Genomic DNA, 24,113 nt, shown 5'->3' on the forward strand with positions numbered 1-24,113 from the left:
GGGATTCATGGGTTTTGCCTCGCAACTACTCTTCTTCATTATGTACCACCACAACCGTAATGTTGTCCTTGCCCCCCCTGGCTTTAGCGGCATCGATCATCTTCTTGGGCACTTCTTGGTAACTGCTGTTGAGCCAGATGTCTTTAATGACATCATCCGTCAATTCCTCTGTCAGACCATCGCTGCACATTAAAAACCGATCCCCTGGCTGCATGTCAATTCTACAGGTCTCGATCAGTTGGATGTCTTCTCTGCCTAGGCACTGCAGGAGCATATGTCGCCAGGGGTGACGGCGGGCTTCCTCTGGAGTTAAAATGCCTGTGGCAATAGCGCGGGCGATCCAGGTGTGGTCATCACTGAGTTGTTCCAGTTCCCCTCCCCGCAGGCGGTATAGGCGGGAATCGCCAATGTGACTAAACCAGGTCTCGTTTTGGTACATCATCAGAAGTACTACTGTTGTTCCCATGTCCTGCCGTTCAGGGTGGGTGTATTGGTCGGACAAGATGGCATAATTGGCTTTGGTGATCGCTTCCTGCAGTAACTCCTCCGCTGGCAGCTCCCGATCCCATTGCCGGTCCAGGTAGGCACTGATTACCGCTGTCGCTAACCGACTTGCTTCTTCCCCTCCTGCGTGTCCTCCCATACCATCAGCTACGACAAAAAAGCGCGCTTGGGGATCAATGTAGTAGGAATCCTGATTGGAACTCCGTACACAACCTGGGTCAGTTTCTCCTGCAAATAGTAGTTTCATAGGCTAAAACGATCGATCGAGTTTATCCTGCCGCCCTAACAGCCTGAGCGTGCCACCCATCAGGGCTAGAGATACAATCAAGGGGACCACAGCCAGCCAACGCCATCCCGCGATGAATAAAGCTGTTGCTGATAGTAAAAACGCTGTTCCCATTATCGCTAACACGATCGCGTTTGCCACGCTGCTAATCCTTCTTAGTATTCTATCAGTTTCCTGTGCTTTTACGCGCAGCCTAATGTCTCCCCGTTCCAGCTTAAGAATTGTATCTTCCAGTTTGCGTGGTAGGGTCAGGGCAGATGTACTCATCTGGGCAGCTTGTCTACCAATTTCCCCCAAGAAACCTGATGAAAAATTTGTTAATTCTTGTCGATTGTTGCCATTTTCCATAAGATTAAGGGCGTAGGGTTTGGCGATTTCGATGAAGTTAAAGTCGGGGTCGAGTCCTTTGCCTAGTCCTTCCAGGGTGGAGAGGGCGCGTAAAACAAAGGTAAAGGCAGCGGGGAAGCGGAAAGGTTGCTCATAGGCAATTTCGTAGAGGTCATCGCTGATAGCTACCAAGGATTGAGGACCGAGGGGTTTGCCGACAAAGTTGTCCAACATGTACTGGATGGAGCGGCGTACTGGTCCTGGGTCTCCATTTAATTCTAGTACACCCAAATCGACTAGGGCTTCTACTACGGCATCGGCATCTTTCTGGGCGATACCAAAAAACGTGCGCAGGAGTTTCTCTTTAGTGAGAATAGGGATTTGCCCCATCATGCCAAAGTCATAAAATATTAGCTTACCTTCGGGGGTAACGGCGAGGTTGCCGGGGTGGGGATCAGCGTGGAAAAAACCATGGTAGAGGAGTTGTTGTAGGTAGGATTCGGCACTCAGGCGGGCAATGCTTTTTCTGTCTATCCGCTGTGCCTCCAGCTGGTCGTAATCACTGATTTTGATGCCGGGAAGGTATTCCAGGGTGAGGACGCGTTTAGTGGAGTAGCGCCAGTAAACCCGGGGGGTGAGGATGCGATCGTCGTTGCGAAAGTTGCGGCGGAAGGTATCGGCGTTTCTGCCCTCGTTGAGGTAGTCGGCTTCCTGGTAGAGGATGCGGCGGCATTCCTCGTAGATTCCCAGCCAGTCTCTGCCTCTGCCGTAGCGGGGGTGGTTGGTGAAATACTGGGCTATTTTCCGTAGGATGGCTAAATCTATGGCAAATAGTTTGAGGAGTCCAGGGCGCTGAATCTTGACTACTACTTCTTCCCCTGTGTGGAGGCGGGCGCGGTGTACTTGCCCCAAACTAGCAGCGGCGAGGGGCTGGGGGTCAAAGTAGGTAAAGATTTCCCCCATTGGTTTTCCTAGCTCTGTTTCTAGAATTTGCTTGGCTTTCTCGTAGGGGAAGGGGGGAACGCGGTCTTGCAGTTTGCTCAGTTCTTCTACGGACTCCGTGGGGAGGACATCGGCACGGGTGGATAGCAGTTGTCCTACTTTGATGAAGGTGGGTCCCAATTCCAGGAGGGCTTCCCGTAGCCAACGGGCACGCTCGCGGGTGCGGTTCTTCACTTTTTGGGGGGTCTTGCCCCCGATATAGCTCCAGTCCTTGCTGTCCAGCCAGATCATGACTAAAAACGTCAGCACCGTTCGCCATATATCGATCGCACGGGCGAGTTCGGAGTAGTTGTCACGGCTCCAGCGGTACTGGGCTTCAGCTGCCATGTTGGGCGCGGTACTGCTGTAATTCTGCTTTGAGTTGGGCGATCTCTGCTCTCAGGTTGTCTAGGACTTCTTGGAGGTCAGGGGGCGGTGAGGTGCTTATGGTTTCTTCCTGCTGCTTGGTCTTTGCCATCACCTCCTCCGTGAACTGCCGTAGTTTTTCCCTTTGTTCAGCATCAAATTTGCCTAGGGCACTTAAAAAATCAGTAATCGCATCCTCTAGTCGATCGGTGAGGACTTCGGCTGTAGCTCGACCGACAAAAAAGGCATGGAGTATGGGATTGACCATAGTTGCAATCTTTGTATTACTCTTTAAGTTTACACACTGTTACGAATTTCAGGAAAGGAGTGGGGCAGCAAAAGATGGCAACTTTGGGTGTAGCGGTGGCGGGAACAGGTTTTGGTAAGCAGGTGCATATTCCGGGTCTGCAGCGGTGTGAGGGGCTGGAGGTAGTGGCTGTCTATGACCGGAATTTGGCTAAAGCCCAAGCAGTGGCGCAGGAATTCCACATTCCCAGGGCTACCGATCGGTTTGCTGACCTCCTGGAACGGGAGGATGTACGGGTGGTGAGCATTTCTACGCCACCGTTTTTGCACTTTGAGATGGCACGGGATAGTTTGCAGGCAGGCAAGCACATCATCCTGGAGAAGCCTGTAACCATGAATGCAGGGGAGGCATTGGAACTGTATCATCTGGCGCGCAGTAGGAACTTGGTGGCAGCGGTGGATTTTGAGTTGCGCTACATCCCCCAGTGGAAGCATTTCCGATCGTTGATCCCTAGGGTTGGCAAAAAGCGCTTGGTGCAGGTGGAGTGGCTGGTGCAGGGGCGGGCAAATCCCCAGCGGGAGTGGAATTGGTATAGTCGGAAGGAGTTGGGGGGCGGAGCGCTAGGAGCCTTGGGTTCGCACGTGTTTGACTATTTGCGCTGGTTTTTTGGGGGGGTAAGGCAACTCTGTGCCCATCTCAGTACGGCAATTAAAGCCAGACCCGATCGATCGGGTGTCCTCCAGCCCGTGGATACGGATGATACTTGTCACATCCTGGCAGAATTAGTGGATGGTACCCCTGTCAGTATCAGCATCAGTACGGTGACCTATCAGGGGCGGGGACATTGGCTTACGGTTTATGGGGAGGAGGGGACGCTGGTGTTGGGCAGTTCCAACCTCAAGGATTACGGGCATGGGTTTCAGGTACAGTTTGCCCCAGTGGGTAAGGAGTTGGAATTTGTCGCCACGGCGGAGACCTTCCCCGAAGTATTTAGCGATGGGCGTTTAGCTCCCTTCATTGCCCTCTGTCAGGATTTTGTCCGCACAGTTAGAGGGGAAATAACAGAATTACCCACCCTGAAAGACGGGGTTTACTCTCAACAATTAATGGATTTGTGTCATCAATCCCACCACGATCGGCGTTGGCTCAGTGTGTCGCCTCAACTGCTAGGGGCATAGCTATATTCCCGTAGCCAACTTTTGACGAGATGTTCTGCTTCTTGATAGGAATGCAACTTGCCATCCAGTTGGAGGGAGCGCAATTCTTTGAGGAATAAACCAATTGTTTTGCCGCGGGGACACCCCCACTTTTGCAAGTCATGACCATTAACCAGGGGAGGACAATTACGCCAACGGGTGAGGTATTGCCAGATTACTAAGCGATCGGGACTCAATACACCCGCCAGAACGAGCGTAGGCAGTTCGTAATTTTCCAAGGTATTGACGATACGACTGGTAGAGGCATGTGTCAGAGCAGGCAATTGGTGCAGGAGTTTGGGCAGTGGGGTTAAATGTTTAACTGCCTCGCCCCTAATTAATTCCACCTTGATTCCCGCTTCTAGGGATAGATTACTTGCCAATAACTCTAGGGCTAACTCCTGCCGATCGTAGTGGGGTAAAAAGTAGCTGTGCCAACGCTGGAGCCGCCGCAATAACAGACCCAAGTTAGCAGGCAATCGTAACTGGTGGTGGATACAACTGAGGGCATGGAAACTCTCTAGTTTTTCTAGCATGATTACCGATCGGTGGGGGAAAAAATCTGGGGCTAGGATATACAATAGTTCCGCCCGAAAGCGACTGCCACCCACATCTCTATGGATATTACTGGCAATAGTAGATTGAATTTCTTGGACAGTCTCTGTTGCTAGGGCAAAATCCAACTTAACCGCAAATCTAATCGCCCGAAAAATGCGTCGGGGGTCTTCCACAAATGTTCCAGATTTAATCGGTCTAATTAGTCTTCTCTCTAGGTCAGCCAAACCATGGAAATGATCAATAATTGCCCCCTCTTCTACTACAAAATCAGGCCTAATAGCAATAGCAAGGGCATTGACTGTGAAATCACGGCGTGCTAAATCTTCCCCAAAACTACAAGCCGTCACCTGGGGGTTAGCACCTGGGTAGGGATAGGCCTCACGGCGGGCACTGGCAATGTCTAAAACAAATTCAGGAAAAACCAATTCTGCGGTTAAAAACTTAGGAAATGTCTGTAACTTAGTGTGGGGATACAAGCGGTGTAGCGCCTTAGCAACGGCAATACAATCTCCCTCAATCATTAAATCAATATCCTTGGGGAAGGGTGGTTTGCCTAACAAATAATCCCGCACAATTCCCCCCACCGCATACAAACGATCGGGGGCTAAATTACTTAATTGCCTGATTACTTCCTGCTGCTGCAGACTAAAAAAATCGCGAAATTTCACAACACTGAACCCAAGTCCAAGGGATGCAAACGATCGTTAATTACTTTACCATCTTGAAACCAAATAATCCGATCGGCTTGCTTAGCTACTTCTGGCTCATGGGTGACTAAAACTATGGTCATACCCTGTTTATTTAACTCTTCAAAGATACGTAAAATTTCTGCTGTGGTGCGGGTATCCAGTGCTCCCGTCGGTTCATCCGCTAGTAGTAACAAGGGGTTATTAACGATCGCTCTTGCGATAGCCACCCGCTGCTGCTGCCCCCCTGACAACTGATTGGGACGGTTATACAGGCGATGCCCCAAACCCATCTGCTCTAAAGCGACAATTGCCCGCTCCTGACGCTCCTTTGGTCTCACCCCAGCGTAAATCATCGGCAACATTACATTTTCCAAGGCTGTTAACTGGGGCAACAGGTGAAACTGCTGGAACACAAAGCCAATCTTGCGATTCCTGACTACTGCCAATTCCGCCTCTGATAGCTGGGAGACATCTTCCCCCGCCAAAAAATAGGCACCAGAGGTAGGGCGATCGAGGCAGCCAATGATGTTCATGGCTGTGGACTTGCCCGACCCCGATGGACCCATAATCGCGCAGTATTCCCCTGGCGCTACAGCAAAGCTCACCCCTGCCAGTGCTGTCACTTGGGCTTCCCCCGTGCCGTAGACCTTGGTGACATTGTCCAGTTTCAGTAAAGCCTGAACCCCAGGCGTGGCAACCAAATTAGATAGTGATTCAGGCTTAGTTAACATTAGCGACTCCTAATTCGACAGTTGACCAGGGGGTTGACCTAGCGTACCTACACCGCCAGGACGACCCTCAAATTTACCAAAGCGGTCCCAGTGTTCACGCCCGCTGCGGTATTGTCCCATCCTGACACCCCTGGCGACATCTGGATTACGGGAGAGATAGTACTCTTCATCAAAGCTAGGCGCTCGTCCTTCTCTCCTGCCATGTTCATTGTAGTGAGCAAAACCGTTGGGATAGGCTCTATTTCTCACTGCTTCTGCCACATCGGGGTTGTTCTCCAGGTAAAACTTCTCATCAAACACATTGGCTGCAGGAAGCTGGGGTTGTGGTTGCAAGGAAGATATGGAGGTACCACTTTGCCAAACATTGTTACCCCGCAGGAGATTTTCTGCTAGGATGCGAGCACGCATGCGAGAAGGACCAGCTACTGTTACAAACACCACCCGATCGTTGGCATTGCAGAGAATTTGGGCACTATAGTTGTTAGCCCTACCATTGGTGGCATTGCCATCAGTCCAAGTCAGATTCCAGCGTTGTGCTTGTAGAGATATGTTGGCCTGGCGGATACATTCACTCTGAGAGAGATTGAGGGGGCTACTTACTGTCCAAATTTCCGGTGCCGGTTGCGCCAAGGTGACGGTAGGAGCAAGCAATGCCCCGACAACAGACAGAACTAAACTCGATCGGTACATGGCTAACTAGCAACGCTGCCTAATGTGAGTAGATTAGGGAGACTACGAGTAAGTTCCCGTAGGCATCAGTAGTATTCCTGTTGCCTGGAAATGTGGCAGACTATAGGTATGGAAGATTGGTTGGTGGTAGGGAAAATAGTAGCTACCCAGGGGTTGAGAGGGGAAGTACGTATCCTTTCCTATTCTGACTTTCCCGAACGTTTTCAAGTACCCGGTCAACGCTGGATTAGGGCTACTCCTCACCACTCCCCCCAACCGATCGATTTAGTAAGTGGCTATCCCCATGCGGGCAAGCGTAACATTTACATTGTCACCCTAGCAGGGATTACTACCTGTGAACAGGCGGAAAAGCTACGCAACTATGAATTTCTAGTACCAGCTACCGATCGTCCCCACCTAGAACCAGATGAATTTTATGTGGCAGATTTAATTGACTGTGGGGTGTGGGAGTATGGTAAGGACAAATTGATTGGCACAGTAATTTCTGTGGTTCCCGCAGGGAATGATTTGTTAGAAGTTGAGACGGAGACGGGCACCTATTTAGTACCCTTTGTGATGGATTTAGTCCCTATTGTTGATCTCCCTAACCGCCGCATTGAAATCAAGGTCATCCCTGGTTTGTTGGGATAATGGACGACCTCAAAGTGGCGATCGTGCATGAATGGCTAGTGGATTACGGGGGGTCAGAGCGCGTCCTGGAACAGATGTTGCAGGTATTTCCCCAAGCAGAAATTTTTTGTGTTGTTGATTTTTTACCTGACCAATATCGCCATATTATTCAACACAAGCCAACCCGCCCTTCCTTTATTCAACATCTCCCACTAGCACGGCAATATTTTCGGTCATATCTGCCCTTGATGCCCCTAGCGATCGAGCAGCTGGATTTACGGGGTTTCGACCTAGTTATTTCCAGTTCCCACGCGGTGGCTAAAGGGGTAATTACTGCTCCCGATCAACTCCATGTCGCCTATGTTCACTCCCCCATGCGCTACATTTGGGATTTGCAATCAGATTATTTTGCTGATAGTTGGCGGTCACCCCTCGTTCATTTGCTTTGCCATTACTTACGCCTGTGGGATGTGAGTTCTACTACTAGAGTTGACAAATTTATTGCCAATTCCCACTTCATCCGTCGGCGTATCCATAAGTACTACCGTCGTACCGCTAAGGTTATCTATCCCCCCGTAGCTGTTGATAACTTCCCCTGCAAAACCTCTCCCCCCCAAGACTTCTATCTATACGTCGGTCGACTAGTGCCCTACAAACGCGTTGATCTAATTGTCGAAGTTTTCAAGACAATGCCCGATCGGTCTTTAGTTATCATTGGTGATGGCACAGAAAGAAAAAAAATCCTATCTCAGCTCACACCGAATATCACTTACTTGGGTTACCAGCCTCAAAACGTAGTCAAAGAATATATGCAAAAGGCTAGAGCTTTTCTCTTTGCCGGTGTGGAAGATTTTGGTATCACTCCCCTAGAAGCTCTCAGTTGTGGGACACCCGTAATTGCCCTTGCCCAGGGGGGACTCCGAGAAACCATCACCCCAGAGGTCGGCGTATTATTTCCCCACCAAACGATCGAGAGTCTCTGTCAAGCTATCCAAGACTTTGAGCAAAAGGAGTTTGACCCCCAGACTTGCCACAACTACGCCCAAAAATTTAACCCCCAGCGGTTTCGCCTACAGTTGCAAAAGACGATCGAGCAATGGTTATACCTCTCAAGGAATATTAAGGAATGTTACTTTGTCTGACAGAAGTGAGACAGGGGCTATGGGCTTGGGTTAAAGTTTAGGCTGTCTTATCCGAGATAAGAATCTTATTTGACAAACCGACGTATAAGGAGAACGCAATGCTCGACGCATTTTCCAGAGCTGTTGTGAATGCGGATGCTAGCACCTCTGTAGTATCCGACATTGCTGCCCTCAGAAACTTTGTTGCCAACGGTAACCGCCGTTTGGATGCCGTTAATGCTATTGCCAGCAACGCTAGCTGCATGGTGTCCGATGCCGTCGCCGGTATGATTTGCGAAAACCAAGGGTTGATTCAAGCCGGTGGTAACTGCTATCCCAACCGTCGTATGGCTGCCTGCTTGCGCGATGCGGAAATCATTCTCCGCTATGTAACCTACGCTCTGTTGGCTGGGGATTCCTCCGTACTGGACGATCGTTGCCTAAACGGTCTGAAGGAAACCTATGCGGCTCTGGGGGTACCCACTTCTTCCGCTATCCGTGCTGTCCAAATCATGAAGGCACAAGCTGTAGCTCATATTCAAGACAACCCCAGTGAGAAGTTTGCTGGTGCTAAGTTGCGTAAGATGAATCCTCCCTTGGTAGAAGACCGCTGCGCTAACTTGGTTGCAGAAGCTTGCAGCTACTTCGATCGGGTAATTGCTGCTCTGAGCTAGTTTGTTGTCCACCCTTAATAATACGGAGATAAGAGATGAAGTCTGTAGTTACCACTGTAATCGCGGCTGCTGATGCGGCTGGTCGTTTCCCTTCTACTTCTGACCTGGAAGCAGTACAAGGTTCTATCCAACGGGCTGCTGCTCGCCTGGAAGCGGCTGAAAAGTTGGGCGCTAACCTCGATGCTGTAGCGCGGGAAGCCTATGAAGCTGCCATCAAGAAGTACCCCTACCTCAACAACCCTGGGGAAGCTAACTCTACTGATACTTTCAAGGCTAAGTGCCTGCGCGACATCAAGCACTACCTGCGTCTAATCCAATACTGCTTGATCGTAGGTGGTACTGGCCCTCTGGATGAGTGGGGTATTGCTGGTCAGCGGGAAGTTTATCGCGCGCTGGGGCTGCCTACTGCTCCCTATGTGGCTGCTTTGACCTTTGCCCGCAATCGTGGTTGCGCTCCCCGCGATATGTCCGCTCAAGCTCTGACGGAGTACAACGCTCTCCTTGACTACCTCATCAACTCTCTGTCCTAGTTTCTAGTTAAGGACTTGTTGAATGAACGATCGGGGTAAATTCTGCCCCGATTTTATTATGGTCATTCTTTAACTGAGAACTGTGTCAACAATCGCTCCCTATTGCCCATGGTGCTGAAAAATCTGCCTGTCCCCTAGGAAACTAATGCCAGTAATTTGAATTCCTAATCCCATTTCATAGATGGGTGGGCTTACAATAAAGCTGTCAGAATGGGCAGACAGCAATGACAACAAAGCCAAGGGATATCCAAGTAGCACCGATCGGCACAGATACTCTCATTGTCAGAGGTAGGAGTTGGAAGCGCCTGCGATTTGAAATTGAATATGCTAGGGAGCGGGGCACCACAGCCAATAGTTATTTGATTCAAGCCGATCGGGTAGCTCTATTTGACCCCCCAGGGGCAACTTTTACGGAAATATTCTTACCTGAATTACAAGCGCGCCAAGACTTGGCAAAGATAGATTATGTAATTTTGGGTCATGTCAACCCTAACCGTGTAGAGACTCTGCATACTCTGTGGCAATTAGCGCCTCAAATTACTTTTATTGGGTCTAATCCCTCAATTAAGGCATTGCAAGAGATTTTGGAACAGAAATATACAGACACCCTGCAAAAACAAGACCTCAAAACAATTGTTGTCCGTGGGGAAGAAACTCTTGATTTAGGCAGAGGGCATGAGTTAGTGTTTGTTCCTACCCCTATCCCCCGCTTTCCTACAGCTTTATGTACCTTTGATAGAAAAACTCAGATTCTCTTTACTGATAAGTTGTTTAGTGCCCATGTCTGTACTGACCAGATTTTTGATGAAGGCTATTTAACCTACTTACCCGATCGGCGTTATTACTTTGACTGTGTGTTAGCACAACAGAGTCGCCAGTTGTTGACCATTATCGATCGTTTGCAACAGTATCCTGCCCAAATGTACGCCCCTGGTCATGGTCCTATTCTCAAGTATGGTTTACATCAGTTAGTGCAGAGTTATCGTGAATGGCTGCAAAATCAGCAGCAAAAGAATGTCATGGTAGCAATGATCTATGCTTCTGCCTATGGCAATACAGCTACCCTAGCCCATGCCCTGGCGCGGGGGATTGAAAAAGTGGGCGTGGCGGTGGAACTGATCAACTGTGAGATGGCAGAGCCGCAGGAGATTCGTCAGACGATAGAACGATCGGCGGGGTTTCTGATTGGCTCTCCCACCCTCGGTGGTCACATTCCGACCCAGGTGCAGACGGCGTTGGGGATTGTCTTGGATTGTGCGCCCAAGAGTTTACCCGCAGGGGTGTTTGGCTCCTATGGCTGGAGTGGGGAAGCCGTAGAGGTGATTGCCCAAAAGTTAAAAGACGCTGGTTTTACTTTAGCCTTTGAACCAATCAGGGTTAAATTCACGCCTACAGCAGCCACTTTACAATTCTGTGAAGAAACAGGTACAGATTTTGCCCAGCAGTTGAAAGAAGTGCGAAGAATTAAAGCCCGATCGGGCTATGCCACAGCGATCGAGCAGGCAGTCGGGCGGATTGTGGGTTCTCTGTGTGTGGTGACAGTAAAGAAAGATGATGTCACTAGTGCCATGCTAGCTTCTTGGGTATCCCAGGCTTCCTTCTCCCCCCCTGGGCTGACGGTGGCAGTGGCAAAAGACAGAGCGATCGAGACCTATCTGCAAGAGGGGGACTATTTCGTACTAAACATCCTGGAACAGGGCAAGAAGACAGAGAGATACTTTATGAAAACCTTTGCACCCGGGGAGGACCGCCTAAGTGCCCTGGCAACTACTGTCTCTCCCCACGGCAACCCTATTCTGACGGATAGTTTGGCTTACATTGAATGTCAAGTCAGTCAAAGAATGGAATGCGGGGATCACTGGCTGGTCTATGCCACTGCTACCACTGGTAAGGTGTTACAGGAAAACAGCCTGACGGCTATTCATCATCGCAAATCAGGTCACCATTACTAAATATGCTGTGTTTCTGCGGTATAATATCGCTCCACCCGATGTTATATATCATGGGCAATTCCTTTGGTCACCTGTTTCGCATTACTACCTTTGGTGAGTCCCACGGTGGGGCTATTGGCGTAGTTATTGATGGCTGTCCGCCCAGAATCGCCATCGATAGTAGTGAAATTCAGCGGGAACTCGATCGCCGTCGCCCAGGGCAGAGCAAAATTACTACTCCCCGCCAAGAGGAAGACCAGTGTGAGATTCTATCGGGGGTATTTGAGGGGAAAACCCTGGGTACTCCTATTATGATTCTGGTGAAAAACCGCGATGCCCGCAGTCAGGACTATGAGGAAATGGCAACTAAATTCCGTCCTTCCCACGCCGATGCTACTTACCAGGCAAAATATGGTATTCGTAACTGGCAAGGGGGGGGTAGAGCTAGCGCTAGGGAAACGATCGGCAGGGTGGCAGCGGGAGCAATTGCCAAAAAAATTCTCCGTCAATATGCCAATACAGAAATTCTTGCCTATGTTACCCGTATCAAGGACATCAGCGCCCAAATTGATCCTCGTACGGTCACGTTTGAGCAAATCGAAGGCAATATTGTCCGTTGTCCTGACCCAAAGGTAGCTGAGCAGATGATCAGAGCGATCGAGGCAGTGCGCAATGAGGGGAATTCTGTGGGGGGGGTAATCGAGTGTGTTGCCCGTAATGTACCGCCAGGCTTGGGGGAGCCTGTCTTTGACAAATTGGAAGCCGATCTAGCTAAAGCTATTCTCTCTCTCCCTGCCACCAAGGGTTTTGAGATTGGTTCTGGCTTTGCTGGCACCTACTTGACGGGCAGAGAACACAACGACGAATTTTACATGGAAGGCAACAGATTGCGGACAGTGACCAACCGATCGGGGGGTATTCAGGGGGGCATCAGCAACGGGGAAGACATTATCCTGCGAGCAGCCTTCAAGCCTACCGCTACAATTTTACAAGAACAGCAGACCGTCTCGGTGACTGGGGAAGCCACTACCTTAAAAGCAAAAGGCAGGCATGACCCCTGCGTTCTCCCTCGTGCTGTGCCCATGGTAGAGGCAATGGTAGCCCTAGTTCTCTGTGACCACCTCCTCCGCCAATGGGCAATTACACCCCCAGCTGCTCCAATTGGTACATACTAGCAAAAACTCCCCCCTTTGCCAGTAATTCTGCCTGGGTACCCATTTCCACCAGTTCCCCCCGCCGCATGACCAAAATCCGATCGACCTGGCGCACAGTCGATAGCCTATGGGCAATGATGATAGCAGTACGGTCTCGCAATAAATCCGCCAGTGCTTGCTGAATTAGGTACTCTGTTCCCACGTCCAAGTTGGCGGTAGCTTCATCCAGAACCAACACTCTGGGGTGGCGGATAGCAGCTCTAGCAAAGGCAATCAGTTGTTTTTGTCCCACTGATAGATTTGTCCCCCGTGCCCTAATTTCCGTAAAGTAGCCCTGGGGCAGTGCCTGGATAAATTCATGGACATTCATCCGCTTTGCTGCTGCTTCCACTTCTGCCAAGGAAAAGTTATCCCCAAGGGTGATATTGGTTACCACATCCCCCGAAAACAAGAAGGGGTCTTGCAAAATTACCCCCACATAGGTGCGCAGTTCCCTCTGGGTCAGCTGGCGGATGTCCACGCCATCAATCAGTATTCTTCCTGCAGTTGGTTCATAGAGGCGGGAGAGCAGGCGCACGATCGTACTTTTCCCTGACCCTGTTGCACCCACCAAAGCCACCTTTTCCCCAGGCGCGATTGTAAATGTCACATCCTTGAGGACATATTCCCCCTCCTTGTAGGCAAACCACACGTGGTCAAAACAAATTTCCCCCCGTCCTGTCCTTGGTAGATGGAGTGGTTGGGCAGGGTCACGAATCTCGATCGGCTGTTGCATGATTAACTGAATCCGCTCGATCGCTGTAAATCCCGACTGGATGACAGTAAACTTTTCCCCCAATTGACGCAGGGGTTCAAACAACCGCTGGGCAAACAAAATAAACGCCGACAACTCCCCAAACGTCAATCTATCCCCTAAAATTTGCTGGCTACCGAACCACAGAACCCCGCCGATGCCAATCAAGGCTACCCACTCCAACGTAGCAGAAACCGCTGATTCATGGAAAATTGTAGTATTGACCTCTTGATTGTACTTTTGATTGACCTGTTGGTGATAACGACGGTTATAATCCTCTCTACGGAAGAGTTGTACCACATTGATACCGATGATATTTTCCTGTAAAATAGAATTTAATTCTGATAAATACTCCCTGACTTTGAAGTTAGCGCGGCGGTATTCCAGTTGGAAATAAATAATCAAACCTGTGACAGGGAAAATCAGAGCAATCAAGAACAAAGATAAATCCCAGCGCAGGGAGATCATCACCACAATCGTGACTGCAATACTAGCAATATCGCTAAAAATCCCCACCGCTCCCGTAGCAAAGACATCCCCCAATGCCTCCACATCCCCCGTCAGCCGAGTAATCAATTTACCGACAGGCATGCGATCGAAAAAACTGGTAGATAGGGAAGTAATATGCTGGAAGAGGTCTTGGCGAATGTCTGCTGTAATTTGTTGCCCCACCTTTTGCACGACAAACCCCTGCCAGCCCAAGAACAATAGGCGTACCACCACAGACAGAAACAGAGCGAAACACACTATCCCTAGCCAGGCTTTATTACCCGACTGTAGGGGACCATCGATTGCCCTTTGCACAATAACAGGCTGGACTGCACCTGCCACTGCTAGCGGTACTAATAGGAGAATAGATACAGCAAACTGCCCCCGATAGCGATTGCCATAGGGGAGGAGGTAGCGGAATAGTTGCCAGTCAGTTAATTTGGTTGTCTCTGCCATAGCTAGGGGGACAAGCGTTACCCCCCCATGCTAACTTACTCCAGGTCTTTACCGCTGGGGTTACGGGCAGGGTCACTGTTGAGGAAACCAAACACAAACAGCGAGACAAAGAAGATCACAACCACATAAACGATTATCTTAAGGGTAAGCATGGAAACCTTCTCCAGATTAAATATCAAGACTTAGCTCAATCTAGCATAAAATTATGCGGCGGTTAGTGCGTTACTGGTATTTACGGTTGCGGCGGCGTAGTACCCCCCCTCGCCTGGCTAGGGGACTGGCAGCAGGTGTGTTCGCCGGCATGTTTCCGATCTTTGGGTTCCAAACGATCGTGGCAGTTCTACTGGCTACCCTGATTAGAGGTGACCAGTTAGTAGCAGCCCTAGGAACTTGGGTTAGCAACCCTCTCACCTATGTGCCCATCTATACCTTTAACTTTTACCTAGGGCAGTGGTTGCTGAGGACAAAGATAAACTTTAGCTACCAATCGGATATCTGGCAGCTGGGCAAAACTGTACTCATAGTGCTGTTTTTTGGTTCATTCGTGATGGCTAGTGTGAGCAGTGTATTTAGTTATTACCTAGGTATTTGGCTGTTTACTAAAATCAGGAGACAGAGGTTACATAAATCTCCCTAACCTCGGTAGGACGGCAAAATTAGGTCTTGCACGGGGGACTAATTCTGGTATTATTATATGGCTTGCAGTCGGGGCGTAGCGCAGCTTGGTAGCGCACCACTTTGGGGTAGTGGGGGTCGTGGGTTCAAATCCCGCCGCTCCGATAACCTCAAGCCCTCTCCAGTAGTGAGCTTTAGATTTGTGGAAAGTTTGTATTTCCCATTGAATAAGACTTTTTCAGCTCCTGTATTACTGGTCTTTGTAAATACTTTCTAGCCTCGTTGTGTACTCGTGTACATCAAAGGGATAAAAGGATTTTCCATAACCCACCCGCGATGGATGGCGAGGATGCCCTTCTTTGGTCAAGTAGTCATAACACAGCCAATTCAATCCCTCCCGATCGAGACAACTAACAATTTCTTTGAGTGCGCGTACAAAGTATTGTCTCTTGATGATCCCTGCTCCCCATGCCGCCCAGACAAAGGCTAGAGAATAAGCCTTCACGATTTGACTGATAATGGCTAGATTTTGTACATGAACAGGATCGGGAACACGGATTGGCAATGCCAGGATATGAGTAGACCTGATGGGGCAGAGATTGGCTATGATAAATCCATCAAACCCTTTGCACTGGCTGATACGCCTGACCTTGCTCAAAGTTAAGTCAGATTTAACGTCAGTGGCAGTGCTGGGATTGAGACCTAGAACTAGGACGGGTCGATCACCAGATTGCCCCAGTGCAAACCTTAGCGTATTAGAGGCAATGTAGATGTCAGTCATTAGGAGCGGTTCCCCTTGCGACTCAACAATCCTAGCTGATAGATTTCGATTGCCCTTTGATGAACTACCTGGTCATGGGGATTTTACATTCAGTCCGTGAGCAGCTTAGCATTGCAGCAAATAATACTGCTGTTGGGCTTGACATAGTGAACACTCTCGATGAGATCGTTACCATTTGTTAGGTGTATTTTGGAGAAAGCCCATTAATCTGGGAGGCTTGGTATTTATCCACAAACGTAGTATAGATACCTAAAAAACTTTTTGCAAATCCGAAAGGGGAAAAGGACGGGTATGCCACGATCGCTTTATCACAAACGATCGAATTGGCGGTAAGCACCATCAGATGGGTAGCAGCTGGTAAGGTCTCAACTACAAGGCTTATACCATTGTCAAAATGTTCTCCCAGTGCGGGGCTAAAGGAATCGTTTACACCGAAAGTTTTGGCAATCTTGCTCCCGATCGATAGGTTGGAAGAACTAGCAGATATATTATTCGATTTCACAACCGTTGATGAACTATATTAGCGACTCGATCGGGTTTTTATCTTTTGTTCTGCCCCTTACCCCATCCAATTCCTTGCTCTCAGTAATTGGTTTGGTTGATGCTCTGAGCGGATTAGGGGAGCTGATTGCCCCGCTTAAATGGTCTCCTCGAGACACTTCTAGCCGTACCTCAGAGAAAATTAGACAAAGGACACAGTTAGTTAACAGAGGAGGGTCGCGTATGCGCACCTATTTGCGGGCTATTATTCTGCTTGCCCTAGTAGTCTTAGCTACGATCAGTTCTTACTGGTTACGCACGAATGTGCCTACTCAATCAGCTTCGGACAATCACTCTACGGCAAAGCCAATGCCATTAGTAACACCAGATACCGCATCCCAAGCCAGTCTAGCATTGCCATTCTACGGCATTCAGTATGTTCCGCTAGCGGAACTGCCACAAGTGCGTGCCCTTGGCTTCGACCTAGTCCTCACCGATTTCGCCTACAATGCAGACCCAGCCGAATGGGTTAAATATCTTGACACAGCCTGGTCGTTAGGTATGCGGGTAATTCCCTGGCTCTGGCCCGAGGGCTGGAAGCTAAACCGCCAAACAGGTGTCTGGACAATTGATGCAACAGCAAGGCGGTTCCTCGAAACCGTTGCTGAACATCCGGCAACCTTTGCTGTATATGCGTTGCATGAACCTTACTGGATGGAGTGCGACACATGCGGCTACACAACGGCCGAACAACAAGCGCTCTACCAGGCGATCAAGCAAATTGCGCCTGTACCGATATATTCTGAGATCAACGGCTTTACCTTCTGGGCTGAGGCAACCCCTGAGAAAGCTATTGCGCCTGGGGTTTGTGACTATTGTCAAACCGGGTTCTATCCTTTCCTCACTGATGGAACATACCAACGCGATGAACTAATCACTCATATACAGCGTGAGATCGCAACATTGCGACGCTTAGCGCCCGAATCGCGGCTGATCTGGACCATGCCCGCGTTTGAGTACTATGCGGACGATCTCCGCATGCCCACCAGCGAGGAAATGTGGGACTATGCAAGCCTGGTGTATAGCCGTCCAGAAATAAGTGGTGCCTGGTGGTATATGTGGCGTTGGGACAACGAACTCTATTCATCGTACCTGGCTATTCATACTGAACTCCACCCAACTGTGCGCAAGATTGCCGACAACATCGTCGTGTTGCGTCGGTCGCAAAATGCTACGCCTGTATCTACTGTCACCGCTGATACAAGGAGCATTCGCTTACCGCCTCAGGAAGCCTTTTGGCAAATCCAATACACCGGAGAAATCGACACGAGTCTCAAGGTTGATGTGTTCAACCTCGACCTATTTGATGTGTCATCTTCCACTATTGCGTCCTTACACAGGCGTGGTATTTTTGTAATGTGTTATTTCAGCGCAGGTTCCTATGAAGAGTGGCGGCCCGATGCCAACAGGTTTCCAACCGAAGTGCTGGGAAATAATATGGAAGGCTGGCCAGGCGAGAAATGGTTAGACATTCGGCGCATTGATCTGCTTGCGCCCATTATAAAAGCGAGGCTTGACCTTGCGGTTAGCAAAGGCTGCGATGGTGTCGATCCTGATAATGTCAATGGATATACCAACGATACAGGATTTCCTTTGATGTCTGAGGACCAGAAACGTTATAACATCTTTCTCACGGAAGCGGCTCATCAAAGGGGGCTTTCAATTGGTCTGAAGAATGATTTAGGGCAAGTTCCGGAGTTGATATCGCATTTTGATTGGATTCTCAACGAAGAGTGTTTCTCCTATAGAGAATGCGAATTGCTGCTGCCCTTTGTTCAAGTTGGTAAGCCTGTTTTCATTATTGAATACGAGCTTGAACCATCAGCTTTCTGCTATCAAGCATTACAGATGAACTTCAACGCGTTACGTAAAAATTGGAAACTGGATGCCTATAGGGTTGATTGTCGAGAGTGGTCTGTCAGTCAATAACGTTTGTCGCCGTCGTTAGGCGAGCCCGTTGCGTAAGCAGGCATTTGCAGATACACTGTTACCTACTTAGTGCGGCTTTTCAAACGGGCGAACAAAAGGGAATTCTTACTATGCTATATCTAACACGACGAAAGTTCTTAAGCTTGTCTGAAACCTCAGCAATTGGCTTTGGCATCACATCTTTTGGTGTTACACCTGTATCAAACATGACACTTAGGTCGCTTGGCACGCTAAAGTCTGCTACTTATACTCAACTTCCCCGTTGGCGTGGGTTCAATTCGCATGAAAAGGATGGGAATGACATACCGCACTTGAACAAAGGCTATACAGAAGCCGGTACAAGACTGGCTCTTCCTCAGTAGGTTGGTGGATGGCAGGGAATTGACCCTGGTATCATCCCCAGAGTTTGGGATGTTGCAGTCAAACGCTTGCCGAACTGGCAGATTGAGAGGATGTTTACATCAGATGATTTGCGCCATATCCCAGGAAATGCTGTTTTATCTTTGCCTAGGCAAATCTGCTACGATACACCTTCAATGCAGCAGAACCGATCGGTCTCAACAAATCACATCACCCCCGATCGATTAGAAGAATTAGATGAAATGATTTATGACTTCAGTCACAGTAGTAGTATGTATACTAGTAAGTGAGGTAGCTAAACTCTAATGATATACCGTTGGTACAGCCATCGCCAGCAAATTGTAGAAGGATTTGGTGGGGCAAAAGTAGTACTACTCAACACTGCATCATCTTTTTGGAACGATCTTTATCATCGTCTACTCAACATTTCTTGGGCAATGTTTTGGTTAATTATTAGCTGCGTATATGTATTAATTAACTTGTTGTTTGGTTTTTTGTATATGACATTTGCTGAGGTGGCGAATGCTAGTAAGCAGCACTTGAGCGATTACTTCTTTTTCAGTGTTCAAACTTTGGCTACCATTGGTTATGGTAATATGCACCCGCAAGGGATAGTAGCAAATCTACTAGTTACTGCTGAATCCCTGGTTGGGTTATTGGGGGTAGCAATGATTACTGGGCTAGCTTTTGCCCGTTTCTCTAATCCTTCTGCCCGTGTCCTGTTTAGTAAGGTGGCTGTAATTACAAAATTTAATGGTGTACCTACCCTAATGTTTCGCATGGCAAATCAACGGAGTAATCAGATACTGGAAGCTCAAGTCAGGGTAACTTGTGTGCGCCATGAAGTCAGTGCTGAAGGTTTTAGGATGCGGCGATTTTATGACTTAGCTTTAATTCGTTCTGAAACCCCTGTCTTTTTCTTGACTTGGTTAGTAATGCACCCAATTAATGAGGCAAGTCCTCTCCACAACAAAGCAATAGATGAAGATACGGTCTTAGTGGTAACATTGATTGGGATTGATGATACCTTTTCTCAGACTATTTATGCCCGCCATGACTACCGCATGCACGATATTCGTCTCCAACACCATTTTATGGATGTAATTACAGAGACTCAATCTGATGAAGTGATTATTGACTACTCTTATTTCCATAAAACCATGCCTGATCTTGAAGAATTTAGTGATAATCAATAATCCCGTAATTGTACCGATTTTATAATCAATCATTTCGCTGAGCAGTGGAGGAAGTGATAATCTTGTGTCAGCTGCAGCTAGGTTTTGATTTCTAGGCAGATTTGTAGCCTCTACCATCGTAACCCCGTGTTATCCAGTCAGTTGTTTAGTAATTACAGCAGCACTTTTTATTCCAATTTTATACTTAACAACTAGTCAAGTTAAGAACATTCCGTGCTACTGTAAATAGTTGTGTGCCTTGCCTAACTTTATTTTCCAAGTAGGTCAAGAAAAAATGAATATAGATAACCCTAAACAACCTGTTCTTCTTAACTTCTCCCAGCAGAAAGCCGCACTGCAGGTGCTACCCAGACATCCCCTTTTATCCAGTGAAGGAACAGATTGGGGTGGCATTAGATTGGAATATCACCAGCAGCCACCCTGGGCAACACCTGAGTTTCTTGCCCAAGAACATATCATCTCGATAGTTACAACTGAGCATCCTTACCTGAACGAGCGCAAAGAGCAAGGGCAATGCAAAGCCAGGTATGACAGAAGCGGTGATATTTACATCTATCCTGCTAAACAGCCTATCCAGCATTGTTGGCATGCAGAGGTACAATCTATCCATTTGTACCTGGAGCCACAGCTTTTTGTTGAGCTTAGTGAAGATTTTAGGCAAACAACCGTTACTGAATTATTGCCCCAGGTTGGTATACGAGACTCATTAATTCAGGAAATTGGATTAGCCTTGAAATCGGAGCTTGAACAGGGGAATAGTGACCGTTTCTATGCTGAATCTGCTGCTGCTTTTCTGGTTGCTCATCTGGCGCGTAGATATTGCCATAGCAAAGTTCAATTACCAAGCTATGTAGGCGGATTATCAAAACTCAAACTAAAACAAGTGATTACTTACATCCAGGCTCATTTAACAGAAGATATTTCCCTAGCAGAAATGGCAACTGCAGTAGGTATGAGTCCTTACTATTTCTGCCGTTTGTTTAAGCAATCTATGGGTATTTCACCTTATCAGTATGTAATTGAGTGTCGTATCGATCGGGCAAAAGAACTTCTCTCTCAGGGAGAAAAAAGCATTGCTGAGGTAGCATTAGAAGTGGGATTTGCGAGTCAAAGTCAGTTTACTAAGCATTTTAAGCGTATTGTAGGGATAACCCCAAAGCAAATGCGTACTTAATGGCAAGAATCTGCTAAAAATTACAACAAACCGATAGACGACTATAGTGCCGATCTTCTACTGTTAGGGATGAAAACTAGTTAAATGGCGTGGAGCGATGATCAGCATTAGAAAGGCAGACGATCGGGGTTTGACTGATTTAGGTTGGCTCTTTAGTCGTCACACTTTTTCTTTTGGTCACTACCACGACCCGCAATTTCTGGGTTTCGGTAGCCTGGTGGTTATCAATGAGGACAAGGTGCAGCCGGCCAAGGGTTTTGGCACTCACAGCCACAGGGATATGGAGATTATCTCCTATGTTTTGTCAGGTGCCTTGGAACACAAAGATAGTATTGGTACAGGCTCAGTTATTCATCCTGGGGATGTACAGAGAATGTCCGCTGGTACAGGCATCAGTCATAGTGAATTCAATGCCTCCGATCGGGATGTAGTTCACTTCTTGCAAATCTGGGTGCTGCCTGAGCAAAAAAATCTACCACCTAGTTATGAGCAGAAGTCTTTTAGTGCCGCAGAAAAGCGGGGTAGATTGAAGCTAGTTGGCTCCAGAGATGGACGGGATGGTTCAGTCACTATTCACCAAGATGTCAACTTGTTTGCTTCTTTACTGGAACCCGGTGATGGAGTTAGCTACCAACTGCAAGACGATCGGATGGCGTGGTTACAGGTAGCAAGAGGACAGGTAACACTCAATGGGCATTATTCCCTTGCGGCTGGCGATGGAGTAGCAATTACAGAGGAAAACAAGATTGAAGTTGTGGGAACCCAGTCTAGTGAATTCTTATTGTTTGACTTGGTGCGCCCATAGACAGGTTTTGTCCTATGCAGACTAAACACTTTGCAATTGGTTAAACAGGAATGCTATGACTAGGTAAAATCGTCTTGATAAGCACAATGCAGTTGCCCTTTTGGTGGACATCAAAGAGGTTGGTACCAGTAATTTGGCATAACCCATCGCTATGATAGTCCTGGATGTCACTCTGGGCTAGACACAAATATTTTTGCAACCGAACTCACTGTAAACGCTACTGAACTGGGCTATCTGTAGCACGATCGGTTATGTTTGTCTTTCTGCGGTTAAAACGGATATTGGCATATTTGGGATTAATTTGAATTGCCTTTGTGTAGTCCTCGATCGCTCCCAAATAATCTTGCAATTCATACTTAACTTGCCCACGCCTGAAGTATGCTTCAGCAAACTTTTTATTGATCTGCAATGCCTGGGTGAAATCGGAAATTGCTCCCTGTCTATCTCCCAACCCATGTTTGACATTACCACGCAAGTAATACACGAGTGACAACTTGGGATTTATTGTTAACGCCTGATTGCAATCAGCAATAGCACCTCTGTAATCTCCTGTTTCACACCTAGCCTTTGCCCGATTAACATAGGCTTTTACATACTTAGGATTAATTGCAAGTGCCCGATCGAAGTCTTGAATTGCTCCCTGCTGATCCCCTAGAGCAAATTTAGCTATACCCCGATCGTTATAGACAGCAGTGTCGTGGGGGTTAATAGCAATAGACTGGGTATAGTCTGCGATAGCACCATGATAGTCACCCAGAGCAAATTTTGCTAGTCCCCGATTGTAATACACTTCTGGATGATGCGGATTGATAGCAATGACTTGGGTATAATCTTCTATAGCTTCTTGATAGTTTTGTAAATCATAGTGGGCAATGCCACGATTATAATAAGCTTCCGCATCCTGGGGATTGATAGCAATAGCCGCAGAATAATTGGCGATCGCCCGTTCGTAGTTTTCTAACATGTAATTGGCAATGCCGTCACTATGATATGCCTCCACCAATTTCGGGTTAATGACCTCAGCTAAATTAGGATTTTCCTGAATAGCTTGCCTGTAATCAGCCACTGATCCCTGATAATCACCGAGGAGAAACTTTGCCGAGGCACGATTGCTGTAAGCCATCGCTAATTTGGGATTGAGCTTGATTGCTTCAGTATAGTCAGCAATTGCTCCCTGATAGTCTCCCACCATGAACTTTGCTATACCGCGATTATTAAAAGCCTCCGCTAGGCGCGGATTAATAGTCAAGGCTTGGTTGTAGTCCAAGATTGCTGCTTGGTAATCACCGACGGCAGACTTAGCAAGACCACGATTGTAATATACATATACATCTTTAGGATTAATTTGCAGGGCTTGGGTGTAGTATTTAATTGCACCTACATAGTCTCCCGCATCATACCTAGCCTTGGCTTGATAGAAATAATCCAGTGACCTTTGTTGTCTCCCCAACAATATCTCTAGCCACAGAAACTTATAGCCACCCCTAATAACAAGAGGTCTGAGTTCTGCCAGAGCTGTCTTGGCATCTCTATATCTTTTGCTGGGGTCAGCCTCTGTCATCTTCTGCAACCATCGCAGGAAACGGGGATTACATTCTTTTAACTTGGCAGCAATTTTTTTACGGTTTAGTTGATTATTCCAATCGATGTAGTCCCCAATCCCATGGGAAGGAATTTCTCCCAACAGACAAATTAACGTCAGTCCAAGGCTGTACAGGTCAGAGGACTTAGTGAGATTGAGATTGCGAATTTGCTCGGGAGCCATAAACCCCAATGTCCCCGCATTGACACTACTGATAGCTATAGTATGAGTTCCTACTCTGGCAAAGCCAAAATCAATCAGGTAAACATTCAACTCCTCATCAATGAGGACATTTTCCGGTTTGATGTCACGATGAACGATGGGAGGAATACGGTCTTGTAAGTAAACTAGTATCTCCAGGAGTTTGATAGCAATCTGTTTGACCTCGTCCGCTGTGAAACTACGGACTTGGGAAAGCATTTGTCCTTGCTTGTACTCCTGTACCAGGCAAAAACCATCTCTTGTTTCAAATGTATCCAGATAACGAGGGATGCCAGGGTGGTTCAGGTCTTTGAGGGTTTGGATTTCCCGCTCGATCGCCTTGAACCCCTCCCAATTACTAGCTTTAGCAAACTGGAATTGTTTGATAACAACGAAGTTACCCGACTGATGTTGTGCTAAGTAAGTGACACGCCCACCAATAGGATTACGTCCAAGTTCACGGAGGACTTGATAGCCCTGTGCCGAGAAGTCGGGAAAGTTGTCCCCTGTCATGGTTAGGCAAGGTTATTAGCAGCAATTGCTTTCATACTACCAGAAATCAGCCCGCAGGATAAGGGCTAGTTGCGACCAAATTCAG

The 24,113-nt window shown here is 47.9% G+C and carries 23 protein-coding genes and 1 tRNA gene; 14 read left to right on the forward strand and 10 right to left on the reverse strand.

The features are described from left to right. Window positions 1-25: 25 nt before the first annotated feature. Genes NZM01_11410 through NZM01_11420 form a run of 3 tightly spaced genes read right to left on the reverse strand, consistent with a single transcriptional unit; the run spans window position 26 to window position 2,732 of the window. Window positions 26-751: a protein phosphatase 2C domain-containing protein gene (locus tag NZM01_11410; GenBank protein ID MCS6960640.1), complete on the reverse strand. Its 726-nt coding sequence runs from the start codon at window positions 749-751 to the stop codon at window positions 26-28. A 3-nt stretch (window positions 752-754) separates the two neighbouring features. Next, a complete protein-coding gene (locus NZM01_11415) occupies window positions 755-2,446 on the reverse strand; it encodes an AarF/ABC1/UbiB kinase family protein (protein ID MCS6960641.1) in 1,692 nt (563 codons plus the stop codon). Continuing rightward, on the reverse strand, window positions 2,436-2,732 hold the full coding sequence (locus NZM01_11420) for a hypothetical protein (GenBank protein MCS6960642.1): 297 nt from the start codon (window positions 2,730-2,732) through the stop codon (window positions 2,436-2,438). The genes NZM01_11415 and NZM01_11420 overlap by 11 nt, the downstream gene beginning before the upstream one ends. 74 nt (window positions 2,733-2,806) lie before the next feature. On the opposite strand from NZM01_11420, the gene NZM01_11425 reads away from it, so the two are divergent. Beyond that, the gene (locus tag NZM01_11425; GenBank protein MCS6960643.1) at window positions 2,807-3,889 is read left to right on the forward strand and encodes a Gfo/Idh/MocA family oxidoreductase; all 1,083 of its coding nucleotides are present in this window, start codon (window positions 2,807-2,809) and stop codon (window positions 3,887-3,889) included. Here NZM01_11425 and NZM01_11430 read toward each other — a convergent pair. Genes NZM01_11430 through NZM01_11440 form a run of 3 tightly spaced genes read right to left on the reverse strand, consistent with a single transcriptional unit; the run spans window position 3,871 to window position 6,575 of the window. Further along, on the reverse strand, window positions 3,871-5,133 hold the full coding sequence (locus NZM01_11430; GenBank protein ID MCS6960644.1) for a hypothetical protein: 1,263 nt from the start codon (window positions 5,131-5,133) through the stop codon (window positions 3,871-3,873). The genes NZM01_11425 and NZM01_11430 overlap by 19 nt on opposite strands. Then, window positions 5,130-5,885: an ABC transporter ATP-binding protein gene (locus NZM01_11435; protein MCS6960645.1), complete on the reverse strand. Its 756-nt coding sequence runs from the start codon at window positions 5,883-5,885 to the stop codon at window positions 5,130-5,132. Before NZM01_11435 ends, NZM01_11430 begins: the two co-directional genes overlap by 4 nt. A 9-nt stretch (window positions 5,886-5,894) precedes the next feature. Next, window positions 5,895-6,575, reverse strand: coding sequence for a hypothetical protein (locus NZM01_11440; GenBank protein MCS6960646.1), 681 nt, complete (start codon window positions 6,573-6,575; stop codon window positions 5,895-5,897). 108 nt (window positions 6,576-6,683) lie between these two features. Here NZM01_11440 and rimM point away from each other — a divergent pair, with 108 nt between their 5' ends. From rimM to aroC, 6 genes are all read left to right on the forward strand, one after another. Next, on the forward strand, window positions 6,684-7,205 hold the full coding sequence (gene rimM, locus NZM01_11445) for a ribosome maturation factor RimM (GenBank protein ID MCS6960647.1): 522 nt from the start codon (window positions 6,684-6,686) through the stop codon (window positions 7,203-7,205). Then, complete coding sequence (locus tag NZM01_11450) at window positions 7,205-8,326, forward strand: glycosyltransferase (protein ID MCS6960648.1); 1,122 nt, start codon at window positions 7,205-7,207, stop codon at window positions 8,324-8,326. Before rimM ends, NZM01_11450 begins: the two co-directional genes overlap by 1 nt. A gap of 98 nt (window positions 8,327-8,424) precedes the next feature. Beyond that, window positions 8,425-8,979 carry a C-phycoerythrin subunit beta gene (gene cpeB / locus NZM01_11455; GenBank protein ID MCS6960649.1) on the forward strand — a complete coding sequence of 185 codons (555 nt, stop codon included), beginning with the start codon at window positions 8,425-8,427 and terminating at the stop codon, window positions 8,977-8,979. A 35-nt stretch (window positions 8,980-9,014) separates the two neighbouring features. Then, window positions 9,015-9,509: a bleomycin hydrolase gene (locus NZM01_11460; GenBank protein MCS6960650.1), complete on the forward strand. Its 495-nt coding sequence runs from the start codon at window positions 9,015-9,017 to the stop codon at window positions 9,507-9,509. Window positions 9,510-9,733: 224 nt separating this feature from the next. Beyond that, complete coding sequence (locus tag NZM01_11465; protein MCS6960651.1) at window positions 9,734-11,461, forward strand: diflavin flavoprotein; 1,728 nt, start codon at window positions 9,734-9,736, stop codon at window positions 11,459-11,461. 50 nt (window positions 11,462-11,511) lie between these two features. Next, entirely contained in the window at window positions 11,512-12,615 is a 1,104-nt protein-coding gene (gene aroC / locus NZM01_11470; GenBank protein ID MCS6960652.1) for a chorismate synthase, read from the forward strand. Here aroC and NZM01_11475 read toward each other — a convergent pair. Together NZM01_11475 and NZM01_11480 are read right to left on the reverse strand one after the other, a co-directional pair. Then, complete coding sequence (locus tag NZM01_11475) at window positions 12,581-14,332, reverse strand: ABC transporter ATP-binding protein/permease (GenBank protein ID MCS6960653.1); 1,752 nt, start codon at window positions 14,330-14,332, stop codon at window positions 12,581-12,583. The genes aroC and NZM01_11475 overlap by 35 nt on opposite strands. Window positions 14,333-14,367: 35 nt before the next feature. After that, window positions 14,368-14,484 (reverse strand): photosystem II reaction center protein I, encoded by a 117-nt coding sequence (locus tag NZM01_11480; GenBank protein MCS6960654.1) that lies wholly within the window; start codon window positions 14,482-14,484, stop codon window positions 14,368-14,370. Between the two features lie 53 nt (window positions 14,485-14,537). Between NZM01_11480 and NZM01_11485 the strand changes: the two genes are divergently transcribed. Beyond that, a complete protein-coding gene (locus NZM01_11485; protein ID MCS6960655.1) occupies window positions 14,538-14,969 on the forward strand; it encodes a DUF2062 domain-containing protein in 432 nt (143 codons plus the stop codon). Window positions 14,970-15,038: 69 nt separating this feature from the next. Then, a tRNA-Pro gene (locus NZM01_11490) sits at window positions 15,039-15,112 on the forward strand. An 85-nt stretch (window positions 15,113-15,197) separates the two neighbouring features. Here the strand turns inward: NZM01_11490 and NZM01_11495 are convergent. Continuing rightward, window positions 15,198-15,728, reverse strand: coding sequence for a DUF1643 domain-containing protein (locus tag NZM01_11495; protein MCS6960656.1), 531 nt, complete (start codon window positions 15,726-15,728; stop codon window positions 15,198-15,200). A gap of 723 nt (window positions 15,729-16,451) precedes the next feature. Here NZM01_11495 and NZM01_11500 point away from each other — a divergent pair. From NZM01_11500 to NZM01_11520, 5 genes are all read left to right on the forward strand, one after another. Further along, a complete protein-coding gene (locus NZM01_11500; GenBank protein ID MCS6960657.1) occupies window positions 16,452-18,197 on the forward strand; it encodes an endo alpha-1,4 polygalactosaminidase in 1,746 nt (581 codons plus the stop codon). A gap of 452 nt (window positions 18,198-18,649) precedes the next feature. Further along, entirely contained in the window at window positions 18,650-18,847 is a 198-nt protein-coding gene (locus NZM01_11505) for a hypothetical protein (protein MCS6960658.1), read from the forward strand. A gap of 15 nt (window positions 18,848-18,862) precedes the next feature. Next, the gene (locus tag NZM01_11510; protein ID MCS6960659.1) at window positions 18,863-19,753 is read left to right on the forward strand and encodes an ion channel; all 891 of its coding nucleotides are present in this window, start codon (window positions 18,863-18,865) and stop codon (window positions 19,751-19,753) included. Window positions 19,754-19,991: 238 nt separating this feature from the next. Beyond that, the gene (locus NZM01_11515) at window positions 19,992-20,927 is read left to right on the forward strand and encodes an AraC family transcriptional regulator (GenBank protein ID MCS6960660.1); all 936 of its coding nucleotides are present in this window, start codon (window positions 19,992-19,994) and stop codon (window positions 20,925-20,927) included. Between the two features lie 97 nt (window positions 20,928-21,024). Then, window positions 21,025-21,732, forward strand: a complete 708-nt coding sequence (locus tag NZM01_11520; GenBank protein MCS6960661.1) for a pirin family protein — start codon at window positions 21,025-21,027, stop codon at window positions 21,730-21,732. A 217-nt stretch (window positions 21,733-21,949) separates the two neighbouring features. Here the strand turns inward: NZM01_11520 and NZM01_11525 are convergent, their stop codons facing one another. After that, the gene (locus NZM01_11525) at window positions 21,950-24,028 is read right to left on the reverse strand and encodes a tetratricopeptide repeat protein (GenBank protein ID MCS6960662.1); all 2,079 of its coding nucleotides are present in this window, start codon (window positions 24,026-24,028) and stop codon (window positions 21,950-21,952) included. Window positions 24,029-24,113: the final 85 nt, after the last annotated feature.

This window comes from Pseudanabaenaceae cyanobacterium SKYG29, assembly GCA_025055675.1.
In the GTDB taxonomy this organism is placed as follows: Bacteria; Cyanobacteriota; Cyanobacteriia; order Pseudanabaenales; family Pseudanabaenaceae; genus M5B4.

What these genes read in the sequence shown, in the direction of transcription:
- NZM01_11420 (MCS6960642.1), bottom strand. Translation starts at nt 2,732, where the DNA reads ATGGTCAATCCCATACTCCATGCCTTTTTTGTCGGTCGAGCTACAGCC.
- NZM01_11480 (MCS6960654.1), bottom strand. Translation starts at nt 14,484, where the DNA reads ATGCTTACCCTTAAGATAATCGTTTATGTGGTTGTGATCTTCTTTGTC.
- NZM01_11500 (MCS6960657.1), top strand. Translation starts at nt 16,452, where the DNA reads ATGCGCACCTATTTGCGGGCTATTATTCTGCTTGCCCTAGTAGTCTTA.
- aroC (MCS6960652.1), top strand. Translation starts at nt 11,512, where the DNA reads ATGGGCAATTCCTTTGGTCACCTGTTTCGCATTACTACCTTTGGTGAG.
- cpeB (MCS6960649.1), top strand. Translation starts at nt 8,425, where the DNA reads ATGCTCGACGCATTTTCCAGAGCTGTTGTGAATGCGGATGCTAGCACC.
- NZM01_11475 (MCS6960653.1), bottom strand. Translation starts at nt 14,332, where the DNA reads ATGGCAGAGACAACCAAATTAACTGACTGGCAACTATTCCGCTACCTC.
- NZM01_11465 (MCS6960651.1), top strand. Translation starts at nt 9,734, where the DNA reads ATGACAACAAAGCCAAGGGATATCCAAGTAGCACCGATCGGCACAGAT.
- NZM01_11525 (MCS6960662.1), bottom strand. Translation starts at nt 24,028, where the DNA reads ATGACAGGGGACAACTTTCCCGACTTCTCGGCACAGGGCTATCAAGTC.
- NZM01_11435 (MCS6960645.1), bottom strand. Translation starts at nt 5,885, where the DNA reads ATGTTAACTAAGCCTGAATCACTATCTAATTTGGTTGCCACGCCTGGG.
- NZM01_11425 (MCS6960643.1), top strand. Translation starts at nt 2,807, where the DNA reads ATGGCAACTTTGGGTGTAGCGGTGGCGGGAACAGGTTTTGGTAAGCAG.
- NZM01_11460 (MCS6960650.1), top strand. Translation starts at nt 9,015, where the DNA reads ATGAAGTCTGTAGTTACCACTGTAATCGCGGCTGCTGATGCGGCTGGT.
- NZM01_11440 (MCS6960646.1), bottom strand. Translation starts at nt 6,575, where the DNA reads ATGTACCGATCGAGTTTAGTTCTGTCTGTTGTCGGGGCATTGCTTGCT.
- NZM01_11410 (MCS6960640.1), bottom strand. Translation starts at nt 751, where the DNA reads ATGAAACTACTATTTGCAGGAGAAACTGACCCAGGTTGTGTACGGAGT.
- NZM01_11510 (MCS6960659.1), top strand. Translation starts at nt 18,863, where the DNA reads ATGATATACCGTTGGTACAGCCATCGCCAGCAAATTGTAGAAGGATTT.
- NZM01_11485 (MCS6960655.1), top strand. Translation starts at nt 14,538, where the DNA reads ATGCGGCGGTTAGTGCGTTACTGGTATTTACGGTTGCGGCGGCGTAGT.
- NZM01_11415 (MCS6960641.1), bottom strand. Translation starts at nt 2,446, where the DNA reads ATGGCAGCTGAAGCCCAGTACCGCTGGAGCCGTGACAACTACTCCGAA.
- rimM (MCS6960647.1), top strand. Translation starts at nt 6,684, where the DNA reads ATGGAAGATTGGTTGGTGGTAGGGAAAATAGTAGCTACCCAGGGGTTG.
- NZM01_11505 (MCS6960658.1), top strand. Translation starts at nt 18,650, where the DNA reads ATGTTTACATCAGATGATTTGCGCCATATCCCAGGAAATGCTGTTTTA.
- NZM01_11520 (MCS6960661.1), top strand. Translation starts at nt 21,025, where the DNA reads ATGATCAGCATTAGAAAGGCAGACGATCGGGGTTTGACTGATTTAGGT.
- NZM01_11450 (MCS6960648.1), top strand. Translation starts at nt 7,205, where the DNA reads ATGGACGACCTCAAAGTGGCGATCGTGCATGAATGGCTAGTGGATTAC.
- NZM01_11495 (MCS6960656.1), bottom strand. Translation starts at nt 15,728, where the DNA reads ATGACTGACATCTACATTGCCTCTAATACGCTAAGGTTTGCACTGGGG.